19 protein-coding genes are annotated in these 20551 nt (G+C 66.1%); 11 read left to right on the top strand and 8 right to left on the bottom strand.

Translation table 11 applies throughout. From position 1 onward, the window contains the following. Positions 1–124 precede the first annotated feature (124 nt). The 4 genes from C477_RS03345 to C477_RS03360 all read left to right on the top strand — a co-directional run bounded on the left by C477_RS03345 (position 125) and on the right by C477_RS03360 (position 5404). A complete protein-coding gene (locus C477_RS03345; RefSeq protein WP_008893019.1) occupies positions 125–886 on the top strand; it encodes a creatininase family protein in 762 nt (253 codons plus the stop codon). A 403-nt stretch (positions 887–1289) separates the two neighbouring features. Continuing rightward, entirely contained in the window at positions 1290–2915 is a 1626-nt protein-coding gene (locus C477_RS03350; RefSeq protein WP_008893020.1) for an outer membrane protein assembly factor BamB family protein, read from the top strand. 61 nt (positions 2916–2976) lie between these two features. Beyond that, a complete protein-coding gene (locus tag C477_RS03355) occupies positions 2977–4188 on the top strand; it encodes a 60S ribosomal export protein NMD3 (RefSeq protein WP_008893021.1) in 1212 nt (403 codons plus the stop codon). Further along, on the top strand, positions 4181–5404 hold the full coding sequence (locus C477_RS03360) for a class I SAM-dependent methyltransferase (protein WP_008893022.1): 1224 nt from the start codon (positions 4181–4183) through the stop codon (positions 5402–5404). Before C477_RS03355 ends, C477_RS03360 begins: the two co-directional genes overlap by 8 nt. Positions 5405–5663: 259 nt before the next feature. Here C477_RS03360 and C477_RS03365 read toward each other — a convergent pair whose 3' ends face one another. Together C477_RS03365 and C477_RS03370 are read right to left on the bottom strand one after the other, a co-directional pair. Next, positions 5664–7517 carry a helicase C-terminal domain-containing protein gene (locus tag C477_RS03365; protein WP_008893023.1) on the bottom strand — a complete coding sequence of 618 codons (1854 nt, stop codon included), beginning with the start codon at positions 7515–7517 and terminating at the stop codon, positions 5664–5666. A gap of 1060 nt (positions 7518–8577) precedes the next feature. Continuing rightward, entirely contained in the window at positions 8578–8823 is a 246-nt protein-coding gene (locus C477_RS03370) for a DUF7561 family protein (RefSeq protein ID WP_008893024.1), read from the bottom strand. Positions 8824–8903: 80 nt separating this feature from the next. Between C477_RS03370 and C477_RS03375 the strand changes: the two genes are divergently transcribed. After that, complete coding sequence (locus tag C477_RS03375) at positions 8904–9986, top strand: zinc/iron-chelating domain-containing protein (protein ID WP_008893025.1); 1083 nt, start codon at positions 8904–8906, stop codon at positions 9984–9986. 108 nt (positions 9987–10094) lie between these two features. Here the strand turns inward: C477_RS03375 and C477_RS23955 are convergent, their stop codons facing one another. Beyond that, positions 10095–10268 (bottom strand): DUF5786 family protein, encoded by a 174-nt coding sequence (locus tag C477_RS23955; protein WP_008893026.1) that lies wholly within the window; start codon positions 10266–10268, stop codon positions 10095–10097. Positions 10269–10369: 101 nt separating this feature from the next. Here C477_RS23955 and C477_RS03380 point away from each other — a divergent pair, with 101 nt between their 5' ends. Both C477_RS03380 and C477_RS03385 read left to right on the top strand, forming a co-directional pair. Continuing rightward, the gene (locus C477_RS03380) at positions 10370–11377 is read left to right on the top strand and encodes a DUF5784 family protein (RefSeq protein ID WP_008893027.1); all 1008 of its coding nucleotides are present in this window, start codon (positions 10370–10372) and stop codon (positions 11375–11377) included. 127 nt (positions 11378–11504) lie between these two features. Continuing rightward, a complete protein-coding gene (locus tag C477_RS03385) occupies positions 11505–12566 on the top strand; it encodes a zinc-dependent alcohol dehydrogenase family protein (RefSeq protein WP_008893028.1) in 1062 nt (353 codons plus the stop codon). A gap of 304 nt (positions 12567–12870) precedes the next feature. Here C477_RS03385 and C477_RS03390 read toward each other — a convergent pair whose 3' ends face one another. Then, the gene (locus C477_RS03390; RefSeq protein WP_008893029.1) at positions 12871–13158 is read right to left on the bottom strand and encodes a DUF5789 family protein; all 288 of its coding nucleotides are present in this window, start codon (positions 13156–13158) and stop codon (positions 12871–12873) included. A 164-nt stretch (positions 13159–13322) separates the two neighbouring features. Between C477_RS03390 and C477_RS03395 the strand changes: the two genes are divergently transcribed. Beyond that, a complete protein-coding gene (locus C477_RS03395; RefSeq protein ID WP_008893030.1) occupies positions 13323–14111 on the top strand; it encodes a PHP domain-containing protein in 789 nt (262 codons plus the stop codon). Positions 14112–14166: 55 nt separating this feature from the next. Continuing rightward, a complete protein-coding gene (locus C477_RS23960; protein ID WP_008893031.1) occupies positions 14167–14331 on the top strand; it encodes a DUF6757 family protein in 165 nt (54 codons plus the stop codon). 15 nt (positions 14332–14346) lie between these two features. Here the strand turns inward: C477_RS23960 and C477_RS03400 are convergent, their stop codons facing one another. The 4 genes from C477_RS03400 to C477_RS03410 all read right to left on the bottom strand — a co-directional run bounded on the left by C477_RS03400 (position 14347) and on the right by C477_RS03410 (position 17071). Next, positions 14347–14664 (bottom strand): 4Fe-4S dicluster domain-containing protein, encoded by a 318-nt coding sequence (locus C477_RS03400; RefSeq protein ID WP_008893032.1) that lies wholly within the window; start codon positions 14662–14664, stop codon positions 14347–14349. Positions 14665–14749: 85 nt separating this feature from the next. Then, positions 14750–15526, bottom strand: coding sequence for a TrmB family transcriptional regulator (locus C477_RS03405; protein WP_008893033.1), 777 nt, complete (start codon positions 15524–15526; stop codon positions 14750–14752). Between the two features lie 89 nt (positions 15527–15615). Continuing rightward, positions 15616–15771 (bottom strand): hypothetical protein, encoded by a 156-nt coding sequence (locus C477_RS23775; protein WP_160168004.1) that lies wholly within the window; start codon positions 15769–15771, stop codon positions 15616–15618. Positions 15772–15898: 127 nt separating this feature from the next. Beyond that, positions 15899–17071: an MFS transporter gene (locus C477_RS03410; protein WP_008893035.1), complete on the bottom strand. Its 1173-nt coding sequence runs from the start codon at positions 17069–17071 to the stop codon at positions 15899–15901. A gap of 230 nt (positions 17072–17301) precedes the next feature. Here C477_RS03410 and hemB point away from each other — a divergent pair, with 230 nt between their 5' ends. Together hemB and C477_RS24695 are read left to right on the top strand one after the other, a co-directional pair. Continuing rightward, positions 17302–18327, top strand: coding sequence for a porphobilinogen synthase (hemB, locus tag C477_RS03415; RefSeq protein ID WP_008893036.1), 1026 nt, complete (start codon positions 17302–17304; stop codon positions 18325–18327). 500 nt (positions 18328–18827) lie between these two features. Then, a complete protein-coding gene (locus C477_RS24695; RefSeq protein WP_008893037.1) occupies positions 18828–20525 on the top strand; it encodes an ammonium transporter in 1698 nt (565 codons plus the stop codon). The last annotated feature ends 26 nt before the right edge of the window (positions 20526–20551 follow it).

Consider the following 20551-nt stretch of genomic DNA (forward strand, 5'->3'; position numbering starts at 1 on the left):
TAGACGAAGGGGCTCCGGAGAAATAAGTGCCCTGACGAGACGCGCGACGGGACACCGCCCGGGCTGACGGCGACGGCACGCACGAAAGACGTATTTTCAGTGACCAATTCTGCCAAATCGAGAGATGTCTATTCCCAGTTCGGTACGCCTCGAGGAGCGTACCTGGCCGGAAGTCGAAACGGCGCTCGAGAACGGACGGCGAACGGCGATCGTGGCGGTCGGTTCGATCGAGCAGCATGGACCCCACCTGCCGCTGAACATGGACGCGTTGGACGGCGACGAACTCTCGCGGCGCATCGCCGAAGAACTCGGTGACGCGCTGGCTGCGCCGACGATTCGTCCCGGGTGCTCCGGCCACCACATGGAGTTTCCGGGCACGATCACGGTCCCGCCGGAGACGCTGATGGACCTGATCCGCGCCTACTGCCGCTCGCTGGACGACCACGGGTTCGAACACGTCGTCCTCGTGCCGACCCACGGCGGGAACTTCGCGCCGGTCTCGACCGTCGCGCCCGACATCGCTCGGGAGATCGACGCGAACGTGATCGCGCTCGCGGACCTCGACGACCACATGGCCCTGTTGAACCAGGGGCTCCGCGACGCCGGGATCGACTACCAGGAGGACGTCATCCACGCCGGGGCCGCCGAAACAGCCATGATACTCGCGATCGACGAAGGATTGGTCCGGACGGATCGGCTCGAGGCGGGGCCGGAGGGATCGATCTCCACCGCGCGCTTGCTCAGCGAGGGATTCGAATCGATCACCGAAAATGGCGTGTTGGGCGATCCCGACGAAGCGACTGCCGAGGCCGGCGAGGCGATTTTCGACGCCGTCACCGACGCCTACGTCGAGCGGATCGAGGCCGAACGCGACGCGGTTCGATGAGGGTTCCGTCGATCCGTCCCGGGCCCGAAATCCGCGTCGGGAGATCGGAACGTAACTAGCTTCTGCGATACAGGGTCAGCGACCGGTCGGTCCCCTTCATTTCGCATGGAGACACCGGTACGGGAGAACGTCCGACGGATCGAGACCCACCGCCGTCTGACGCTCATCCGACCGGTTCGAGGAGTGTCGACCGACGCCGGCAGTCGCCGACCCCTTCGTTTCGCGTGGAGTATCCAACTGGTCGGATACGGTAACCGTTCGAAGGCGAATCGCCGACTTCGGCGCTTGTTTCGGCCGTACGCGCGACAGTTGTCACTAGGTGAACCGTTACGATCGCTGATTCTGAGGTGACAACGATTCTACCCACTCGATAGCTATTGGCTCGAGTGACCGTCGGTTGGTCATGGTCGAACACGAAAGACGGCGAGTCTTGCAGTACGCGGGACTCGCGGTCGCAGGTGGATCGCTCACGACTAGCGCCGCGGCTGCCGACGAGGACGACGAGACGGCGTCGATCGGGGAAGCCGCCGGCTGGTCGTCGCTGGGCGGCAATCCGGGGCACAACGCGGCCGTCCCCGAAAGCGGGCCGAAAGCGCCGGTCACCGTCGCCTGGGAGTACGATCACAGTGGTCCGGCCGCGGTCGTCGACGGCACGGTCTATCTGACGACCGGCGGCGAAGTTCACGCGCTTGACGCCGCCGACGGCTCGGTCGAATGGAAGACTGGCGATATCGGCGCGAGCGGGACGCCCGCGGTGACGGACGAGGCGGTGTACGTCGGCGGCGAACACCTGACGAGGATCAAACGCGACGGCGTGCTCTGTTGTCAGGCCGACTTCGGCTACGACGAGGCGGTTCCGTCGCCCGTCGTCGCGGGCGGGCTCGTCCTCGTCGTCGCGGGCGGGACGCTCTACGCCGCCGACGCTCGCGACCTCACGGTCCGGTGGCAGTTCGACCCGGCCGACGGAACGCTGTACGAACAGCCGGTCGCCGTCGGCGGCGGCGCGGTGTTCGCCACGAGCGAGTCGCGGCTGTTCGCTCGCGAACTCGCGGACGGATCCGAGCGCTGGACCGACGACGATCCGGCGGGAACGGACGAGTACAGTCGCTTTACGGCGCCTACCGACAGGCAGGTCAGCCATCCCGTCGCGACCGGCGACGTCGTCGTCGTCGGCAGCGTGGACTCGACGCCGGAAGCGATATGGTGGAACGGCTACACGTCGATCTACGACGCGGAAACCGGCGTGAAACGCACGAACAGCAAACGAGCGCCGATCACGCCCGGACCGATCACCGACGAGTGGTTCTTCGCCCGAACGATGCACGATCTGTACGGGTTCGACCGAGAGACCGGCGGGAAGAGCTGGGAGACGCCGTACAACATGTACCACGTTTCGTCCGCGGTCGTCACCGACGGGACCGTCTACGCGGGCGCGACGATCAACGGAGAGACCTACGGACCGGGCGAGATACCCGATCCCGAGACCGGCGTCTACGCCCTCGACGAGAACGGCGAGGTCGAGTGGGCGATCGGCACCGACGAACGACCGACCCTCTCGCTGGCCGACGGAACGATTTACGCCAGCGGTGAGACGCTGCGCGCGATCCGATCCGAAGCGAACGAGGCCGGCGACGGGTCGGAAGGGGACGGCGGAGACGCCGAAGACGGCAGTGAGGGAGCGGACGGCGACGAGAAAGCGGCGGAAGACGGCAGCGGCGGATCCGACGGTGACGACGAAGCGGCGGAATCCGATGACAAACCGACGAACGAAACCGAACAAAACCCCGGTTCGGACGGCGTAGACGGTGGAAACGGGACGAACGAGGAGGGCACCACCGGCACGACCGACGGATCGAACGGCGATGACGCGAGCGGAGAAGGCAACGATACCGCTACCGAGGACGACGGCGACGGCATGCCGGGATTCACCGCGGGAGCGGGGATCGCCGGCGGCGCGCTCTCGGTCGAGTGGCTCCGCCGACGCGAAACCGACGAGGGGTCGGGGGCCGCCGACGAGCGGAACTCGTAGTCCGGTTCCCGCCGCGGAGAGCGCGGCGCTTAACTCCGCGAGACCCCAAGCGGGGACACTAATGAGTGAGTCGCGTGCGTTCTGTCCCCGGTGCGGGGATCCCGTTCCGGAGCGATCGGCAGCCGACGCGGACGGCGAAACCCCCGCGGATCCGCTCCGGCCGGGCGCGGAGGTCGAACTCTGCGATTCGTGTTACTTCGAGAGCTTCGACTTCGTGGACGCGCCGGATCGGATCGACGTCCGGGTCTGCGCCCAGTGCGGGGCGGTCTACCGCGGGAACCGGTGGGTCGACGTCGGCGCGCAGGATTACACCGACATCGCCATCGAGGAGGTCAGCGAGGCGCTGGCCGTCCACGTCGACGTCGAGGACGTCGCCTGGCAGGTCGAGCCCGAACAGATCGACGAGAACACCATCCGGATGCACTGTTACTTCACGGGTGTCGTCCGCGGAACGCCCGTCGAGGAGCAGGTGATGGTCCCCGTCAAGATCGCCCGCCAGACCTGCCTGCGCTGCGGGCGGATCGCCGGCGACTACTACGCCAGCATCGTCCAGATCCGCGCCGAAGAGCGGACGCCGACGGCCGAGGAGATGGATCGCGCGAGGGAGATCGCCAACACCGTCGTCGCCGACATGGAGGCGACCGGCGACCGAAACGCCTTCGTCACCGAGATGGGCGAAGTCGACGAGGGGCTGAACATCAAGGTCTCGACCAACAAGATCGGCAAGAAGATCTCGAACAAGATGGTCGAGGAGTTCGGCGGCACCGTCAACGACGCCGAGACGCTCGTGACGGAGGACGAGGACGGCAACGAGGTCTACCGAGTCACCTTCGCCGTCCGCCTCCCGCCCTACACCCCCGGCGACGTCATCGAACTCGCCGACGACGACGGCGGGCCCGTGATCGTCCGCAGCGCCCGCGGCAACCTCAAGGGCGTCCGCGCGACGACCGGCGAGCGCTACGAGGCCGGCTACGAGGAGGGGAACGCCCCCGACGCCCGGAGACTCGGGGACCTCGAGGACGCCGTCGAGACCACGGTCGTCACCGTCGAGGACGAGAACGCCGTGCAGGTGCTCGATCCCGAGACCTATCAGGCGACGACCGTCTCCCGGCCGGACTACTTCGATCCCGAGGCCGAGACGGTGCCCGTGCTGAAGAGCCGCGCCGGGCTGCACATCTTGCCCGATCCCGATCCCGACCCCGAGACGGGCGACGAGGCGGACGACCCCGGCCACTACGATCCGTACGCGAACCGCGACGGGGACGATGGCTGAGGAGCCGGACGCGATCGACGTCCTCGAGCGCGCGGAGGCGGACGCGCCACTCGCGGCGATCGTCGAAAAGCCTCGCGCCGAGACGGCCATCGAGTCGCTGCGCGCCGAGGGCGTCTACGACGATTCGCGGAAGGTCCGCGAAGCGCGAGGTCGAGGCGGAGCGACGCCCTCGGAGACGCGAGTAGCGAGGGACTCGGAGAGCCCCTCGGACCATGCGAGCGGGTCGAAGACCCGCGAGGACGGTTCCGATACGGTCGCCCTCCCCGTCACCGAGCCGCCCGCGGAGACCCGCGTCATCGAGGTCGTCCGCCAACTCGAGCCCGAGCCCCGCAGCCCCGACCTCGAGGATCTGCTTTCCGACCGCGGCTGGACCGACGCGGACCTCGAGGCGGCGCCGGGCTCGTGGGCCGTGATCGGCTCGGTGATCCTCGTGACGGTCCCCGAGGGCTGTCCCGACGAGGCGGAACTCGGCGAGGCCCTGCTCGAACTCCACGGCGAGGCCGACAGCGTGCTGGCCGACGAGGGGATCGCGAACGACGGCGCGGCCGGCACCTACCGCGAACCCAGGACCCGGTTGATCGCCGGCGAGCGCGACACCGACACGATCCACACCGAGCACGGAACGCAATACGGGCTCGATCCCGCGAAAATGATGTTCTCGCCGGGAAACCAGGCCGAACGGGCCCGGATGGGCGAACTGGGAAGCGCCGACGAGCACGTCTTTGACATGTTCGCCGGCATCGGCTACTTCACGCTCCCGATGGCCCGGGCCGGCGCGCGGGTGACCGCGACCGAGATCAACCCGACCGCCTTCCGCTACCTGCTCGAGAACGCCGTGCTGAACGACGTCGGCGACCGCGTCGACGCCTACATGACCGATTGCCGGGAACTCGCGGGCGAACTCGAGGCCGACCGCGTGGTGATGGGTTACTACGGCAGCGGCGAAAACGACGGGTCGGACGGGAACGGTGACGACAGCACCCGCACGGACGAGGCCCACGAGTTCCTCCCCGACGCCCTCGAGGCGCTGTCGCCCGGCGGCGTCGTCCACTACCACGAGGCGACGCCCGAATCCCGGCTCTGGGACCGCCCGCTCGAGCGGCTCGCGGCCGCGGGCGAGACCGCCGGTCGCGAGTTCGAGGTCCTCGAGAAGCGCCGCGTCAAGAGCCACAGCGCCGGCGTCGCTCACGTCGTCGTGGACGCGCGGTTCGAGTGACAGAGGAGTGAGACAGCGGCGCAGAATCGCCGAGCGACCCGAACGGTCGTGACATTCATACCGGAGTAGTGAGTGCCATCCGGTATGGATCGGAACCAAATTATCGCCCTCACCTTCGCAATCCTGATGGTCTCCTCGATGGTCGCATGGGGCATCACCGCGCTCTAGGCGCGCATCGCCGTCGCTGCGAACGCGTCAACAACTCTTCTCGGAGCCGTATTTTCGCCTGGAAGTCTCGTCGCGAGCGTCGACGAGAGGACTAGCCGTCCGTGTCCCAGACGTCGGCGACCGGACTCGAGTTCGAGTTCGACGACCGGCCGGACCGACGAGAGCGCGAGCGCGTCCGCGATCGCTCGGTTCTCGTACCCCGTTCGGATCCGCCGGCGTCGTCAGTTCCGCCGCCTCGAGCCGACGACGCGCCGCCGCCGTCGCCGAGGGCGTCTCCCGGCCGGAACTCGGGCAGGTCCGGGCGCTCCATCCGGACGACCTGCGCCTCGAACCAGTCGGGCATGTCCGTCCGAGCGCGATCGAACAGGTCCAGCAGACTCGAGTCCGCGAGGTACGTCGCGCCGTGGTCGTCGGGCGCCCGGACGACCCGGCCGCAGGCCTGGATGACGGTCCGCAGGGCGGTGCGGTAGTACCACGCCCACTGTCCCTCCTCGAGTCGATGGGCGACTCTCGAGTCGCCGGTGTTGAGGAAGGGGGCCTTACAGAGGACCTGCCAGCGACAGAGGTCCCCTTTCAGGTCCAGCGCCTCCTCCATCTTCACCGAGAGGAAGACGTCGGGGTCGTCGCTGGCCTTCCAGCCGTCGAGGGCGGCGTCGCGACCGTCCCGATCGTGGGTTCGGACCCGGTCGCCGACGCCGAAGTCCGAGAGGAGGTCGGCGAGTCGCTCCTGAATGTCGTAGGAGTGGGCGTGGACCAGCCCCTTCTCGTCGGGGTGTCGTTGCATCAGTCGGACGATCGTGCGGGCGATCTTCGGCGTCGTGTCGTCGCGCTGTTCGTAGGTCATCTTCCCCTGCGTCACGTCGTACAGCGGCCGGTTCTCGACGGGGAAGGTGTGTTCGACGTCGACCAGTGCGACGTTCTCGGGAGTCAGCCCGACCTGCCGGCAGAACGCGTCCTTGTTGAGGATCGTCGCCGACAGCAGCGCGAACTTGTTGCCCCGGTCCCAGACGGTGTGCTGGAGGTACTTCTCGGGGTTCATCGGCTTGATCGTCAGGGGGCCACCAGCAGGGTCGTCGTCGCCGTCGGCGTCGTCGCTCGTCCGAGCCTGCGACCGTTCGGACTGGTCGACCAGCCACGTCGTTGGACTCTGGGGATCGCGGTAGTCCGAGACGAACCAGTCGAGTTCGCCGATGAGTTCCTGCAGGCGGTCGCGTTCGCGAACCTCCGCGGGCGTCAGCGAGTCCTGTGCGAGCACCTCGTCCTTCCGACGGGTACACTTCTGTTGGAGGTTCTCGGCGTACCGGACGGCCCGGTCGAGGTCGTCGATCTCGGGGACGCGAAGCTCGTCCCAGAAGGGGACGGTGCGGGGCCCTAACTGGATGGTCGCGTACATTTCGGCCCACTCGGCCAGCCCGTGGGCCTCGTCGACGACCACGACGTCGCGTTTGCGGAAGACCTCGCTGCCCGCGGTCTGCATGAAGTAGGCCAGCGTCATCGCAGCGATATTGCGGTTTGACGCGATCGCGCGGTCCGAGAAGTAGGGACAGCGGTGTTTGACCGAACAGTCGTACCCCCGCTCGCGGACGCAGGGGGCCTGATTGACCGGCGTGTCGCGCTCGTCGGGAAGGATGCAGCTGTAGTTCGACTTCCCGCGGATGACGTTCAGGTCCGCCAGCAGGTCGTCGGCCGCGACGTCGTCCAACTGCGAGACCTGCGGGGTCGTGTAGTAGGCGCCGGTCGCGTCGCTCGGGTCGGCGTCGTCGATCTCCCGCGCACAGCCCGCGACCGCGCGGGCGAGCAGGGACTTGCCGCTGCCCGTCGGCGCCCGGACCAACACCACGTCGTTGCCGGCCGCGAAGGCGTCCTGAATGTCGCGGAGGGCCTGCTCCTGGGTCCCGCGGTAGCTGGGCGCGGGAAACTCCTCGAAGATCCGCTCGGGGTTCACCGTTCGATGCACTGCGCGGCCGCGTCCTAAAGGCTACGAACCGTTTCGCACAGCGAGTCGGAACCGCACTTGCCCAGCCTCGACCGTCAATACGAGCTCACGGTCTCCATACCGAACCAATATGTGTGAACAAGCCAAAATAAGGCCAGAGAAACGGGATGAAATTTAGTGTAGATTCTGCGGATCTGGGGCGCGTCTTCGGAAAACTCGCTGTCGGATCTGTACTACTGTTTGTTCTATCAGTAATCGCAATCGTGTTATTGTCTGCCATCATACCGGAGGAAAATCCTACATTCACGATTACGAATATCTCGACTATCTTACTAATCGGTTCGTGGACTGGCATCTGGTCTTCACTCCTCGCTTACAGCGTCTGGTCGCTCCGACGACTTCGTCGTATGAGTGAAGAAAAGAATCACTCGAAAAATCTGTGCCTCTTCAAACAAACCTGTTATATGGTCGCTTTGATGCTGGAATTCAAAGAGGTTGATAGTCTCACGCCGTATGAAGAGAGACTCCAACTCACTTTACAATCCTTCGTCCTCGGTCTTCTCGTATTAGTTCTCCCTACTCATGCGGTTATGACCGGCACAGGTGCCGGGATCCATCGTAGTACGGGTTGATAACGGAGAAACTATAATCTCGTTCCATGCGAACTCCGCGAGGCAACTGCCGTTACGATCATCGGAACTATTCATTGCGATCGGTGTCCGTCAGTTCACCCATAGTCTCGTCGGCGTTGATCACGACCACGGAGACAAATGCAGCACATGGCTAATCCCTCTCTCCGAAACGGATCCATATCACTCCGTGCGGGATGAGAAGCAACACCGTATCCAGACACTACCGGACGATAGGCGGGCGATTACGAATAGGAACTCCGCCCTTCGATTCGCGTACGGAAGGGCACTCGGCCGCGACGGCCACCCCCTTCCGCGTGCGGCCCTCGACGCTGCGGCGATCGCGGTCCGGTCTGTGGCTCACGCGCACCCGCGATCGATCAATCGCGCTCGCGACGGCGGTCCACCCGTCAGCCGATCGCGCTAACCCGATTTTTTGGTCACTGGACGCCGAGCTGCGAGCTCCCCTCGTCGACCTGCTCGAGTCGCTCCACGTCGTCGGCCGTCGGTTCGTCGGGCAGGGCCTCGATACAGGGGTAGCACAGCAGGTGTTCCGACCCGTCGGCCAACTCGAGGGTCATCGCGGTTCCGTCGCTGCCGTCGTTCTCGCCGAACGTCCAGAGGTTGGCGATGCCGCCGGCGACCGAGACCGTCCGTCCGCAGCCGTCGCAGGTGTTCCGTGCCATACCCGAAACTGTGCGCCGTGCGCTGAAAGTCGTTCTCCCGCGCCAGATGGGTTTTACGTGCCCCCGTGCTACCGCCGCGTATGGAGGTCCACTGCGAGGGCTGTGCGGGCTGTTGCATGGACTGGCGACCGCTGCTCGAGGACGGCGAGGGAGCGACCGACGCCGCCGGGGCAGCGAGCGGGCGACGGCACCGGCCGTTCGACGACGGCGAGGGCGACGGTCGGCCGCCCGTCGACGACGACGCCAACTTCGTCGCCCTCACCCGCGACGAGGTCCGCGGGTTCCTCGAGGCGGGGATGGCCGCGGCGCTGACGCCGCGGTTCTGGCGCGCTCGCGACGAGGGCGAGGAGCCACGCTCCTCGGAATCTTCGAGCGGCGCGGCGCCGCGAGAGCGCGAGGGCGTCGAGATCGACGGCCGCAGCGTCGCCGCCGTCGCCGGACGGCCGGTCTTCTTCGTCGGCCTCCGAAAGCCGCCCAAACCGGTCGCCCCCTTCGACCGCGAGGCGCCGACGTGGCTCCCGACCTGCGTCTTCCTCGACCCGACGACGCTGCAGTGTCGCATCCACGGCAGCGACCGCTTTCCCGACGAGTGCGGCGCCTATCCGGCGTACAACCTCGCGCTCGAGCAGGAGACCGAGTGCGAGCGCGTCGAAGCCGCGTTCGGCGGCGAGCGTCTGCTCGAGACGGACGTCGACGCGGACCTCGACGGCCTGCTGCTGGGATCGCAGGCGCTCGGCGCGAAACTGTTCGCCCATCCCCGACCCGAGGACCTCGAAGGGATCATCGAGCGGACCGCCGCGGGAACGCTGACGGCCGCCGACCGCGCGGAGTGTCTGGCCGTTGCCGCGGCCTCGAGCCCCGGCACGCTCACGACGTCCGATTACCACTACGAGTGGGGCAAGGAGCGAGCACTCGAGGCCGCGGCGGACGGTGCGGTCGATCGTCGTGACTCGAGCGACGACCGCGACGCGGGTGACGACCGGAATGGCGACGCCCCCGACTCGGAGCGGGACCGCGCCGAGTCGTGGGTCGGGCCGGCGATCCGGGAGTGGCACCGGCGACGAGCGGCGGCGGACGGGACAGTTCCCGACCCCGATGTCGCTACTGAGATCGAGGACGACCGCGGTGCGCCCGGAACGCCGGGATGGGACGCCCTCGAGTGAGCGGTCGGCGATTCCATCGAACTGCTGGATCGGTCCGAACCCGAACGCATCGGTACCGACCTGACGGCGAGATTCCGACGGGAGGAAAGCGGCGGAGTGCGGGTCGCACTATTCCGATTTTATCTGCTCGAACTGGTCGAGTAGCGCTTCGGCCGACTCGCCGGAGTCGTACTCGACTTCGCCGTGGTAGATCGTCCGCTCGTCGTCGAAATCGGCGTCGACTCTGGACGCCTGCTGCTCGCGTCGCTCGTGTTCGTCTTCGTCATAGGCACCCATTGACATGGTAAGTATACACATGTAGGCGAGTCTCGATCATTAATGTAACGGTCAATCATATCGATCCGACACGTAACACGTATGCACCACGACGGCGTAGTGAAAACGTGGCACGGCCGCTTCGCTTTCGGTACTCGCCCGCCTCCTGGAGCGAGGAGAGGGTCCGACACGAGATCCTCCAGCCGCTCCGGTCGAACATCGGGGCCCGCGCAGTGGCGCCGCGGTTCGACATCGGCGCCGACTGGGAGACGCACCGTTTCGAGATGCAAAACGGCGACGTGGCTCTTTTCGCGCGAAACGCCGAGGAGGCCTACTGGATGGGCAACACCGAGACGCCCTCGTCGCTGTGGAAGACCGACAAGTTCGGCTGGCGGGAAGTCCCCTATCACGTCTCGCGGTGGACCAAGCGGGAACTGCTCTCGACGCTCCACGAGGAGGATCCGTGGCTGGCCGACTATCCCCATCTCTCGTGGTTTTTCCTCCCCGTCTTCATGTCCAAGGACGGCCGCGAGTCGACGCGAGCGTTCTTCCGCGAACACGCCGCCGGCTTCCCCGACGCCGGGCGCCGCGAGACGACCGGATTCTTCGAGGAGTTCCTCCGGACCGGCGTCTTAGACGAGTACCGACACGTCATGTCGGGGAAACTGGGGACCAGCGACCACGTCGATCGCGTTCGCATGAGCGCCGCGATGGCCGAGTTCATCGCCGCGAAGATCCTCACGGACGCCGGCTACGACGTCGAACCCGAGATCGAGGTCACGACCGGACACTCGCTGGATTTCCGCGCCGAGGACGAGAATACGAACGTCCTCGTCGAGGTGACCCGTCCCCAGCCGCCGATCAACCGCGCGGCGGCGGGGCCCGTCGCCGCCGTCCGGGACACCGCCGAGACCAAGACCAACGGCCAACTGGCCGAACACGGCGGTGGCGCCGTGCTGTTCGTCGACTGCTCGAGTTTCCGCGACGACGCCTGGAACGCCGTTCGCGCCGAACAGCCCGACGTGCGCCACCGGCCGGCCGTCGTCTATCGCGTTCGCCCGGACGGCCGCGTCGAGGGCTACACGAAGGGCCGGGTCCCGCTCGATCTGGCGGGTGCGGTCGACATTCTGAACTGATCGCTCCCGCTCGCGGTGCGTGACGGAAACGAAACGGCGGATTTCTCTCGAGACGGAAGCGTTGCCGACCTTCTATGTGTGCGAGCGATGCGCACATATATGTGGTGCGGTAGCATCACTCGAACCCATGCGCGCAGCAGTCCTCGAGGAACACGGCGAACCGCTCTCGATCGAAGACGTCGACGCGCCGGATCCGGATCCGAGGGGTGCCGTCGTCGACGTCGAAGCCTGCGGCGTCTGCCGGAGCGACTGGCACGGCTGGCAGGGCGACTGGGGGTGGCTGGGCCTCGAGACGAACCCGGGACAGATTCTGGGCCACGAGCCCGCAGGTCGCGTCGTGGCCGTCGGCGACGAGGTGACGAACGTCTCGGAAGGAGACCACGTCGCCGTTCCGTTCAACCTCGGCGACGGAACCTGCCACGAGTGTCGCCGAGGCCACTCGAACACCTGCGAGAACGTGATGCCGCTTGGCTTCGTCGAACCCGTACAGGGCGCGTTCGCCGAACAGGTACACGTCCCCGCGGCCGATCACAACCTCGTCGAACTCCCGGACGGCGTCTCGTCGGTCGACATGGCCGGACTGGGCTGTCGGTTCATGACGTCGTTCCACGCGCTGGCCCACCGGGCCGACGTGAGCGCGGGCGACTGGGTGTCGGTCCACGGCGTCGGGGGCGTCGGCCTCTCGGCGGTCCACATCGCCGACGCGCTCGGCGCCAACGTGATCGCCGTCGATCTCACGGACGAGAAACTCGAGAAAGCGCAGGAACTGGGCGCCGTCGAGACCGTCAACGCCGGCGACGTCGACGACGTCCCGGCCGAAGTGAAGGCGATCGCCGACGGAGGCGCCAACGTCTCGATGGACGCCTTAGGCATCGAAACGACCTCCCAGAACTCCGTCCAGAGCCTCGGCAACCGTGGCCAGCACCTCCAGGTCGGCCTGACCACGCAGGACGAACAGGGCATGATCACCGTTCCGTCCGATGCGATGGTCATGCAGGAGATCGAGTTCATCGGCTCGCTCGGCATGCCGCCGACCCGCTACGACGAGATCTTCCGGATGGTCGCGACCGGCAAACTCCGGCCCGCAGACGTCGTCTCCGAGACGATCGGCCTCGAAGACGTCACCGACAAACTCGAGGCGATGACCGACTACGAGACTGAAGGGATCCCGGTCATCGACACATTCTAACCAACCTTTTGCTCTGCGTGCGGTCGCTTCGCGACCGCACTCGGCAAAACGTTGATGAAAAGCACGGCGTCACCCCCTCAGCCGCGCCGTTGGCGTGGCTTCGAGGATTCCTTGGCCCGCTCGCTCACTGCGTTCGCTCGCGGGTGCAGCACTTGCACCCGAACCGCGGCGGTAGGTTCTTCGCCTGTGCTGAGCACAAGCAGTCGTACCGAGCGCGCCGTCGGCGCGCTCGGCCTTTTTTAATCGAATTTTTTTGCTCGAGCGGTCGGCCGAAGGCCGACCCGAGAGTAAAAAACTTCGTTCCTTAGAACGAAACCGCGTCCGGCGAGTACGGGCTGCCGGTCGGCGTCGGGTCGCGGTCGCTGTAGCCGACGCGGCCGACGGCCTTGTCGCTGACCGCGGAGTAGACGGCGAAGCGCGCCTCCTCGGGATATTCGAAGGTCTCCGACTCGAGGCGGGCGAGTACATCGCCGACCGTCTCGGACCCGTTCGGGAGTTCGAGGGTTCGATCGCCGTAGTTTTCGATCAGTTCCTCGGTGGTGGCGGGATACTCGTGGTCGTCGATGACCTCGCCGGTGCCGTTGAGCAACATTACACCCTATCCTCCGTGAACGATAATTATAAACATTGTCCATCCATGTTTCCTAGTGGCACTTGATTCCTTATACACCTAATATGTGGCTGTGGCAGCGGGACAACTGCCGGAAGCAGGCGCGGAGAAACGTCTTTACGACCGGCACCCCTCGACTCGAGTAGATGCCATACGCCGATCTGCACGTCCACACGACGCGCTCGGACGGGAGTCTCGAGCTGGAGTCGATCCCCGACGCCGCCCGGTACGCGGGCGTCGAGGTCGTCGCGGTGACCGACCACGATCGGCTCCAGCCGTTCGACGCGCCGGTGGTCGAGCGCGACGGCGTGACCCTCGTCAACGGGATCGAACTCCGCGTCGAGACGCCCCACGGCGAGCGGGTCGATCTGCTCGGCTACGGCGTCGAGCCGACCCCGGAACTCGAGGGGATCGTCGAGCGGATCCAGCGAAATCGCATCGAGCGAGGGCTGGCGATCGTCGACTGCGTGGAGACCCGGCTGGGGGTCGATCTCGGCGTGACCGTCGACGAGGGGTTCGGACGGCCCCACGTCGCCCGGGCGATCGAGGCCCATCCCGACGTCGAGTACGGCTATCAGGACGCCTTCGACGAACTCATCGGCTACGGCGACCCCTGCTACGCGGCTCGAGACGTCCCGTCGTTCGAACGCGGGCTGGCGGCGCTTTCCGGCGCCAGTCGGCTCGTCTCGCTGGCCCACCCGCTCCGGTATCGCGATCCCGAAGCGGCGCTCGGACTGACCGCCGACCCCGACCTCGAGGCCGTCGAACTCCACTATCCGTACGGGCGCGACGACGTCGATTTGGACGTCGTAGAGCGGGCGGTCGAGCGCAACGACCTGCTGGTGACGGGCGGAAGCGACGCCCACGAGACCGAACTCGGCGTCGAGGGGCTGTCGCGACGCGAGTACGAGGCGACGGCGATCGCCGGTTCGTGAGACAACGTTAGCCGATAGCGGAGGGTTCAATGCATCGTGGTCCCAAAGGGCACCTATGAACTGCCACTACTGTGACCGCGAGGCCGCGTTCGCCGCCGAATCGGACGGTCTCAAAGTGGGTCTCTGTGAGGAACACTTCCGCGAACGCTTACAAGAGCTCGCGGAAGCCGACGGCCTCGAGACGCTCAAGGAGAAAGTGGACGTCGATCGCGCCGAGTAGCAGGTCACACCTACCCTAGCGTCCCGCGTCGACGTCGATCGCGTCGACCGGACAGACGTCGACGCAGAGCATACAATCGATACACTGGGCCTCGTTTGCGGGGTCGGCCTTCTCTTCGCTTTCCGGATGGCCGGGTGTCTCGACCCACTCGAAGACGTCGACGGGGCAGTCCTCGAGGCAGGCGCCGTCGGCGATACAGAGGTCGAAGTCGACCGCGACGTGCGTTCCGTGGATGCCGAGTTCTTCGGGTTCGTCGACGGGGCCCCAGACGGTGTGGCCCTCGTGTTCGTCGATCTGGTCGCGGTTCTCGTGAAACTGCGGATCTATGGCCATTGCTAACATCGCTAGCGGCGGCACAGCCTTAAAGATATATACTCGTTGACCGACAGCGGGCGCCTCGAAGCGGGGAACCGTCGGCTCACTCCTCGAGCGAACGGTCCCGTTCGTGGATCTCGAGCCGGTCGTCGAGCAGTTCGCGCATCCAGACGGCGAAGCCGTGATCGTGACCGTAGGTCCAGATCGCCACCTGTTGGGTCACGTCGGGGAGGTCGCTCTCCTTGATCCCGGTCGCGACGATCGATTCCTGGTCGGCCATGAGCAACTGACCGGGCCACTCCGAGTGAATTTCGTTGGTCGTCGCGATATCGGTCGAGACCGCGACATCGGCCCCCGGGACCGCGTCGGCGAACTCCTCGCGTTCGTCCTCGGTCGGCACTTCGATGTAGACGTCGACGCCGCGGTCGGCGGCCGACGCGAGCGCCTCGACGATCCGCGTTTCGGCAACCTCGGGCGCCGGCACGAGATAGTGGACCGTGTCGTCGGCGTCGTCGAGAAACGTGACGACGCGGTCGGTGACGTGTTCGTTCTGGGTGATCGCCCACATCCCCTCGTCGTCGTCCGATTCCGGCCTCTTGAGGTTCCCGAGCGCGTTCTCGGCGGCGTTGATTCGGGAGTCGTAGTCCTCGCGGATGCGCCGGCAGGCCGTGTCGACCGAGACGGCCTTGTACTCGCGGGGCTCGGTCTGCTGGACGTTGACGAGTCCCTTCCGATCGAGGCGCTCGATCGTGTCGTACACTCGCGAGCGCGGGATGTCAGCGACCTGGCTCACCTCCTTGGCGGTCCCCCTGGAGACTCGCGTGAGGGCGACGAAACACCGCGCTTCGTATTCGGTCAGCCCCAGTTCCTCGAGGGCCATGACCGCTTCCTCAGCGTTGGACACGCACGGTTATCAGCGAGAAACAGGGAAAAAACGCGGCTTGCCAACGCCGCCCCGTCATGTGACGGTCAGTCGAACACGCGAAACGAGCTCTCGCCGCAGGGACAGCCGCTCGCGCTTCCGATGGGACGGACCTCGTCGCCGCCGTCCGAAAACCAGACAGCCATTACCTTGCCACAGTTCGTACACCGCGCCGCACCCTTTCGTTGTGGCCGTGCTCCCATACGCGCTATTTCGCCGGGAAAACGTATAAGCGAGGTGTGAGTTCTCGGAGAGTACGGCGCCGCGTGCTTCGACTGTAACAACAACCGGGTCTCGACTCGAGCGCGGGTTGTGCTATCGGCCGATACCTCAGTAGCCCAACGAGAACGCCCGGTTGGCCGCCAGAGCGACGAAGACGAGCGCGAGTAACGCGGCGAGGAAGCCGAAGGAGACGCCCCAGCCGAAGAGATCGGCCAGCGTTCCCGTGACGACCGATCCGAGCGCACCGACGAAGCCGTAGACGGTGCGGACGAGCCCGAAGCCCGCGCTTCGCTCCGCCGCCGAGAGGTGGTCCATGAACCGGGGGAGCAACGCCCCGCCCCAGCCGAGGCCGATTCCGAGGAGGACGACCGCGCCCGCGACGGCGGGGAGCCCCGGAACCGCCAGCAGCACGGCGATGCCGGTGACGGCGAAGAGCATACAGCCCGCCGTGGCGACCTCGCGACCGTAGCGGTCCGACGCCGCACCTACCCCGACCCCCGTGATCCCCTGGACGAGGAAGTAGCCGCCGAACACGAGGCTCGCCGTCGTCGCCGACTGGCCGCGGTACGCGACGAGAAAGGTCGGCAGGAACGAGGCGACGGCCTGCCAGACGAAATCCCCCAGCACGGCCAGCGCGACCGTGAAGGCGATCTTCGGCCGTCCGAGCAGTTCCACCAGCGGCTCGAGTTCGAACCGTTCGGCCATCGGCTGATCGGGTCGCTGGGGCTCGATCGGCCGGACCGCGCGGGCGAACAGGAGGAAGATCGGGACCGCCACGACGGTTCCGACCGCGATCGCGGCCCGCCAGCCGTAGCGGACGCCGATCCAGGCGGCCAGCGGCGGCACGACGAGCCCCGCGAGGGGGCCGCCGCTGTTGTGAACGCCGATCGCAGCGCCAATTTCGTCGTAGGTCCGGGTCAGCAGCGACGTGGCGACGCTGTAGTGGAGGCCGGCGACGAACCCGAGGGCCGCCACGAAGAGCACGAACAGGGGGAACAGCGGTGCGAACGCGAGGAGCGCGCTCGCGATCGCCGTCCCGCCGACCGCGACCAGAATGATGCGCCGCTCGCCGTACCTGTCGGCGAGGACGCCGCTGGGGAACTGCGCGAGGAAGTAGGCCATCCACATCCCCGTCAGCGCGAGCCCGATAACAGCGTTCGAGACGCCGAAGGAATCGGTGATCTGGGGGACGACCGGGCTGATGACCAGCCGGGCGGCCATCGTCGCCAGAAAGGCGAGCGTACACGCCGCCAGAACGGTCTCGTTGTATCGCCAGCGCATCAGTTCACGTCGAAATTGGGGTCGGGTTCCGGCTCGATCATCGGGGAACGTCTCTTGGCAGTCGGTACGAAAACGCTACTCGAGAGTCACCGGTCCCGCCTCATGACGGTGTTGCTACCGGCAGTCGACGCCTCGAGTCCGGTCCCCTCAGTTCGCGGCTAACCGATCCGACTCGAGCCGCGAGACCGGGCGAGCGTGATTCTTTTGCGACTCCCGCCGAAGAGACGGGTATGGATCTCACACATCGTCCGCGGCGACTCCGACGGGATCGAGTCCGCGGCCTCGTCAGCGAGACGAGCCTCGAGCCGACCGACCTGATCGCGCCGGTGTTCGTCGACGCGACGACCGACGAGCGGGTGCCGATCGAGTCGATGCCGGGCCACGAGCGGGTGCCGATCGACGAGTCCGTCGCCCGCGTCGAGGAAGTCCTCGAGACGGGCGTCGAAGCCGTTATGCTGTTCGGCATCCCGGAATCGAAGGACCCCGAAGGAACCCGCGCGTGGGCCGAGGACGGCGTCATTCAAGAGGCGCTGCGCCGGATCACGAGCGAGACGGACGCCTACGTCATCACCGACGTCTGCCTCTGCGAGTACACCGACCACGGCCACTGCGGCCCGCTCGAGGAGGAACTCCGGAGCGAAGGCGGCGTCGCCGAGGACGGCCCCGGCTGCGAGCCGACGCTGACCGTGGACAACGACGCGACGCTCGAGGCGCTCGAGAAGATCGTTACCTCGCACGCCCGTGCGGGCGCGGACATGGTCGCGCCGAGCGGCATGATGGACGGTATGGTCGAAACGATCCGCGAGGCCCTCGACGGCGCGGGATTCGAGCACGTCCCGATCATGAGCTACGCGGCCAAGTACGAGAGCGCCTTCTACGGCCCGTTCCGGGACGCCGCCGACGGCGCGCCCTCCTTCGGCAACCGGCGTCACTATCAGATGGACCCCGCGAACTCCCGGGAGGCTATGCGAGAGGTTCGCCTCGACGCCGAGCAGGGCGCCGACGTCATGATGGTCAAGCCCGCGCTGCCCTACCTCGACATCATCAGCGCGGTGCGTCGGGAGTTCGACCACCCCGTCGCGGCCTACAACGTCTCCGGCGAGTACGCGATGCTCCACGCCGCCGCCGAGAAGGGCTGGCTGGACTTGGAGGAAGTGGCCCTCGAGTCGCTGCTGTCGATCAAACGCGCCGGCGCGGATCTGATTCTGACCTACTTCGCGGAGGACGTGGCACAGCGACTGCCTGCCGGACAGTAGACAGTTACGCGGCCCCAGGTCAACCAAATAACTAGATATTCGCCGATTGAGGCTGATTCGAACCGAACAGCCGGGGGTCGACCGTCGAAAACACACCATTCGGACGAACGTCCAGTCGGTACTCTCTCCGTCGCACAGGTGGCAACATCTGCCGCGCGCGAGCGTCCTCCCCTCGCTCGAGCCGCGATATCGGGTGCTCGCGAGCGACGGTCGGAGCTAACCGGGTTTTTCAGAGTTTAGAAAGATCGAATATATAACCACGACTCGAAAGATCCGCAAGATCGAACGGCCTTATACACATTAAATCTCCTCTAGATTTGGTCGTATGACCCTATTACGGAGAGATTATCAGACATTCATAAACACTAATCCTTATATGGAGCTGGTCCATCGGATTCAGACGTGATTAAGCAGACAACCATGAGCTCGAACGACCCATACATGGACAAACGTCTACAACGTATCGATGGGGGAGCAAGTGAAACCGGGGTGGTCGCCTGATGGAGCCGACGCTACTACAGTCCGGCGTCGATCCGCAGGTCATCGTCGACGGCGTGAACCTCATGTGGGTGCTGGTCGTCACCTTCCTGATTTTCTTCATGCACGCCGGCTTCGCTATGCTCGAAGCGGGGCAGGTGCGCTCGAAGAACGTCGCGAACCAGCTGACGAAGAACCTGCTGACCTGGAGCGTCGGGGTCACCGTCTTCTTCCTGATCGGTGCCGCGATCTCCGGCGTGGTCGGGGGAGACGGGTTCTCGCTGACGCTGTCGGCCGAGAATCCGAACGCATGGGTCGACTGGCTGTTCGGAGCCGTCTTTGCGATGACGGCGGCGACGATCGTTTCGGGAGCCGTCGCCGGCCGCGCGAAGCTTCGCGCGTACGTCGGCTACACCTTCGTACTGGCCGCAGTCATCTACCCGGTCGTCGCCGGGATGGGCTGGGGCACGGCGGGTCCGCTCACTGCGGACGGGATGCTCGGTAATATCGTCGGAGCCGGGTTCCACGACTTCGCCGGCGGAATGATCGTCCACGGGATGGGCGGCATCGCTGGCCTTACCGCTGCATGGATTCTCGGCCCGCGTATGGACCGTTACAACGACGATGGGAGCGTCAATGTCATCCCAGGTCACTCACTGACGTTCGCCGTTCTCGGAACGCTGATCCTCGCGTTCGGCTGGTACGGCTTCAACGTCGGGACTGCGGCGACGGTCTTCGAGGTCACCGATTCCGGTGAACTCGCGCTCGCCTCCTTCGCGACCGTCGGTCGGGTCGCACTGACGACAACGCTCGCGATGGCCTGCGGTGCCATCGGGGCCGGACTCGTCGCGTGGCTCAAAACCGGTAAGGTCGACACGCTGTACGTCGCCAATGGTCTGCTCGCCGGTCTGGTCGGCATCACCGCGATCCCCGACACTACGGCGTGGTGGGGCGCGTTCGTCGTCGGCGGCATCGCCGGCGCACAACTGCCGATCGTCTTCGACTTCGTCGAGAGCTACCTGAAGATCGACGACGTCTGTGCGGTCTTCCCGGTTCACGGCTCCGCGGGAATCATTGGAACCCTCCTGTTCCCGTTCGTGGCAGCACCGGGAGAAGTCGGTAGTATCGCATCGGCATTTGCAGCCCAGTTCGCCGGTGTCGTCGTTATCACGATTTGGACCGTCGCCGCGACTGCGCTCGTCTTCGGTGCGTTCAAAGCCGTTGGTCAGGCCCGCGTTTCGCCGGAACACGAACGCGACGGGCTCGACGTCTCCGAACACGGCGTCGACACCTACCCCGAGTTCGGCCAGCCGGACGTCGCGACCGACGGCGGCGAGAACAAGATCATCCGCACCGACGGAGGCAAGCCCAACGACGGCGAGCTCAAGATGATCACCGCGATCATCCGCCCCGACAAGCTCGGCGACGTCAAGAAGGGACTCGCCGAAATCGGCGCGCCGTCGCTGACGGTCACCAACGTCTCCGGCCGCGGCTCCCAGCCCGCCAAGAAGGGCCAGTGGCGCGGCGAGGAGTACACCGTCGACCTCCACCAGAAGGTCAAGATCGAGTGCGTCGTCGCCGACATCCCGGCTCAAGACGTCGTCGAGGCCATCGGCGAGGCCGCCAACACCGGCGAACCCGGCGACGGCAAGATCTTCGTCATGCCCGTCGAGGACGCCTACCAGGTCCGGACCGGAAAAACCGGACAGGATGCCGTCTAAGCTCGGGACGCGCCGGTCGTCATACG

Source organism: Haloterrigena salina JCM 13891 (assembly GCF_000337495.1).
In the GTDB taxonomy this organism is placed as follows: Archaea; Halobacteriota; Halobacteria; order Halobacteriales; family Natrialbaceae; genus Haloterrigena; species Haloterrigena salina.

Excerpts from the sequence above, each read along its gene's own strand:
- C477_RS03345 (WP_008893019.1), top strand. The coding sequence starts at position 125 with ATGTCTATTCCCAGTTCGGTACGCCTCGAGGAGCGTACCTGGCCGGAA.
- C477_RS03350 (WP_008893020.1), top strand. The coding sequence starts at position 1,290 with ATGGTCGAACACGAAAGACGGCGAGTCTTGCAGTACGCGGGACTCGCG.
- C477_RS03355 (WP_008893021.1), top strand. The coding sequence starts at position 2,977 with ATGAGTGAGTCGCGTGCGTTCTGTCCCCGGTGCGGGGATCCCGTTCCG.
- C477_RS03360 (WP_008893022.1), top strand. The coding sequence starts at position 4,181 with ATGGCTGAGGAGCCGGACGCGATCGACGTCCTCGAGCGCGCGGAGGCG.
- C477_RS03370 (WP_008893024.1), bottom strand. The coding sequence starts at position 8,823 with ATGGCACGGAACACCTGCGACGGCTGCGGACGGACGGTCTCGGTCGCC.
- C477_RS03375 (WP_008893025.1), top strand. The coding sequence starts at position 8,904 with ATGGAGGTCCACTGCGAGGGCTGTGCGGGCTGTTGCATGGACTGGCGA.
- C477_RS23955 (WP_008893026.1), bottom strand. The coding sequence starts at position 10,268 with ATGTCAATGGGTGCCTATGACGAAGACGAACACGAGCGACGCGAGCAG.
- C477_RS03385 (WP_008893028.1), top strand. The coding sequence starts at position 11,505 with ATGCGCGCAGCAGTCCTCGAGGAACACGGCGAACCGCTCTCGATCGAA.
- C477_RS03390 (WP_008893029.1), bottom strand. The coding sequence starts at position 13,158 with ATGTTGCTCAACGGCACCGGCGAGGTCATCGACGACCACGAGTATCCC.
- C477_RS03395 (WP_008893030.1), top strand. The coding sequence starts at position 13,323 with ATGCCATACGCCGATCTGCACGTCCACACGACGCGCTCGGACGGGAGT.
- C477_RS23960 (WP_008893031.1), top strand. The coding sequence starts at position 14,167 with ATGAACTGCCACTACTGTGACCGCGAGGCCGCGTTCGCCGCCGAATCG.
- C477_RS03400 (WP_008893032.1), bottom strand. The coding sequence starts at position 14,664 with ATGGCCATAGATCCGCAGTTTCACGAGAACCGCGACCAGATCGACGAA.
- C477_RS03405 (WP_008893033.1), bottom strand. The coding sequence starts at position 15,526 with ATGGCCCTCGAGGAACTGGGGCTGACCGAATACGAAGCGCGGTGTTTC.
- C477_RS23775 (WP_160168004.1), bottom strand. The coding sequence starts at position 15,771 with ATGGGAGCACGGCCACAACGAAAGGGTGCGGCGCGGTGTACGAACTGT.
- C477_RS03410 (WP_008893035.1), bottom strand. The coding sequence starts at position 17,071 with ATGCGCTGGCGATACAACGAGACCGTTCTGGCGGCGTGTACGCTCGCC.
- hemB (WP_008893036.1), top strand. The coding sequence starts at position 17,302 with ATGGATCTCACACATCGTCCGCGGCGACTCCGACGGGATCGAGTCCGC.
- C477_RS24695 (WP_008893037.1), top strand. The coding sequence starts at position 18,828 with ATGGAGCCGACGCTACTACAGTCCGGCGTCGATCCGCAGGTCATCGTC.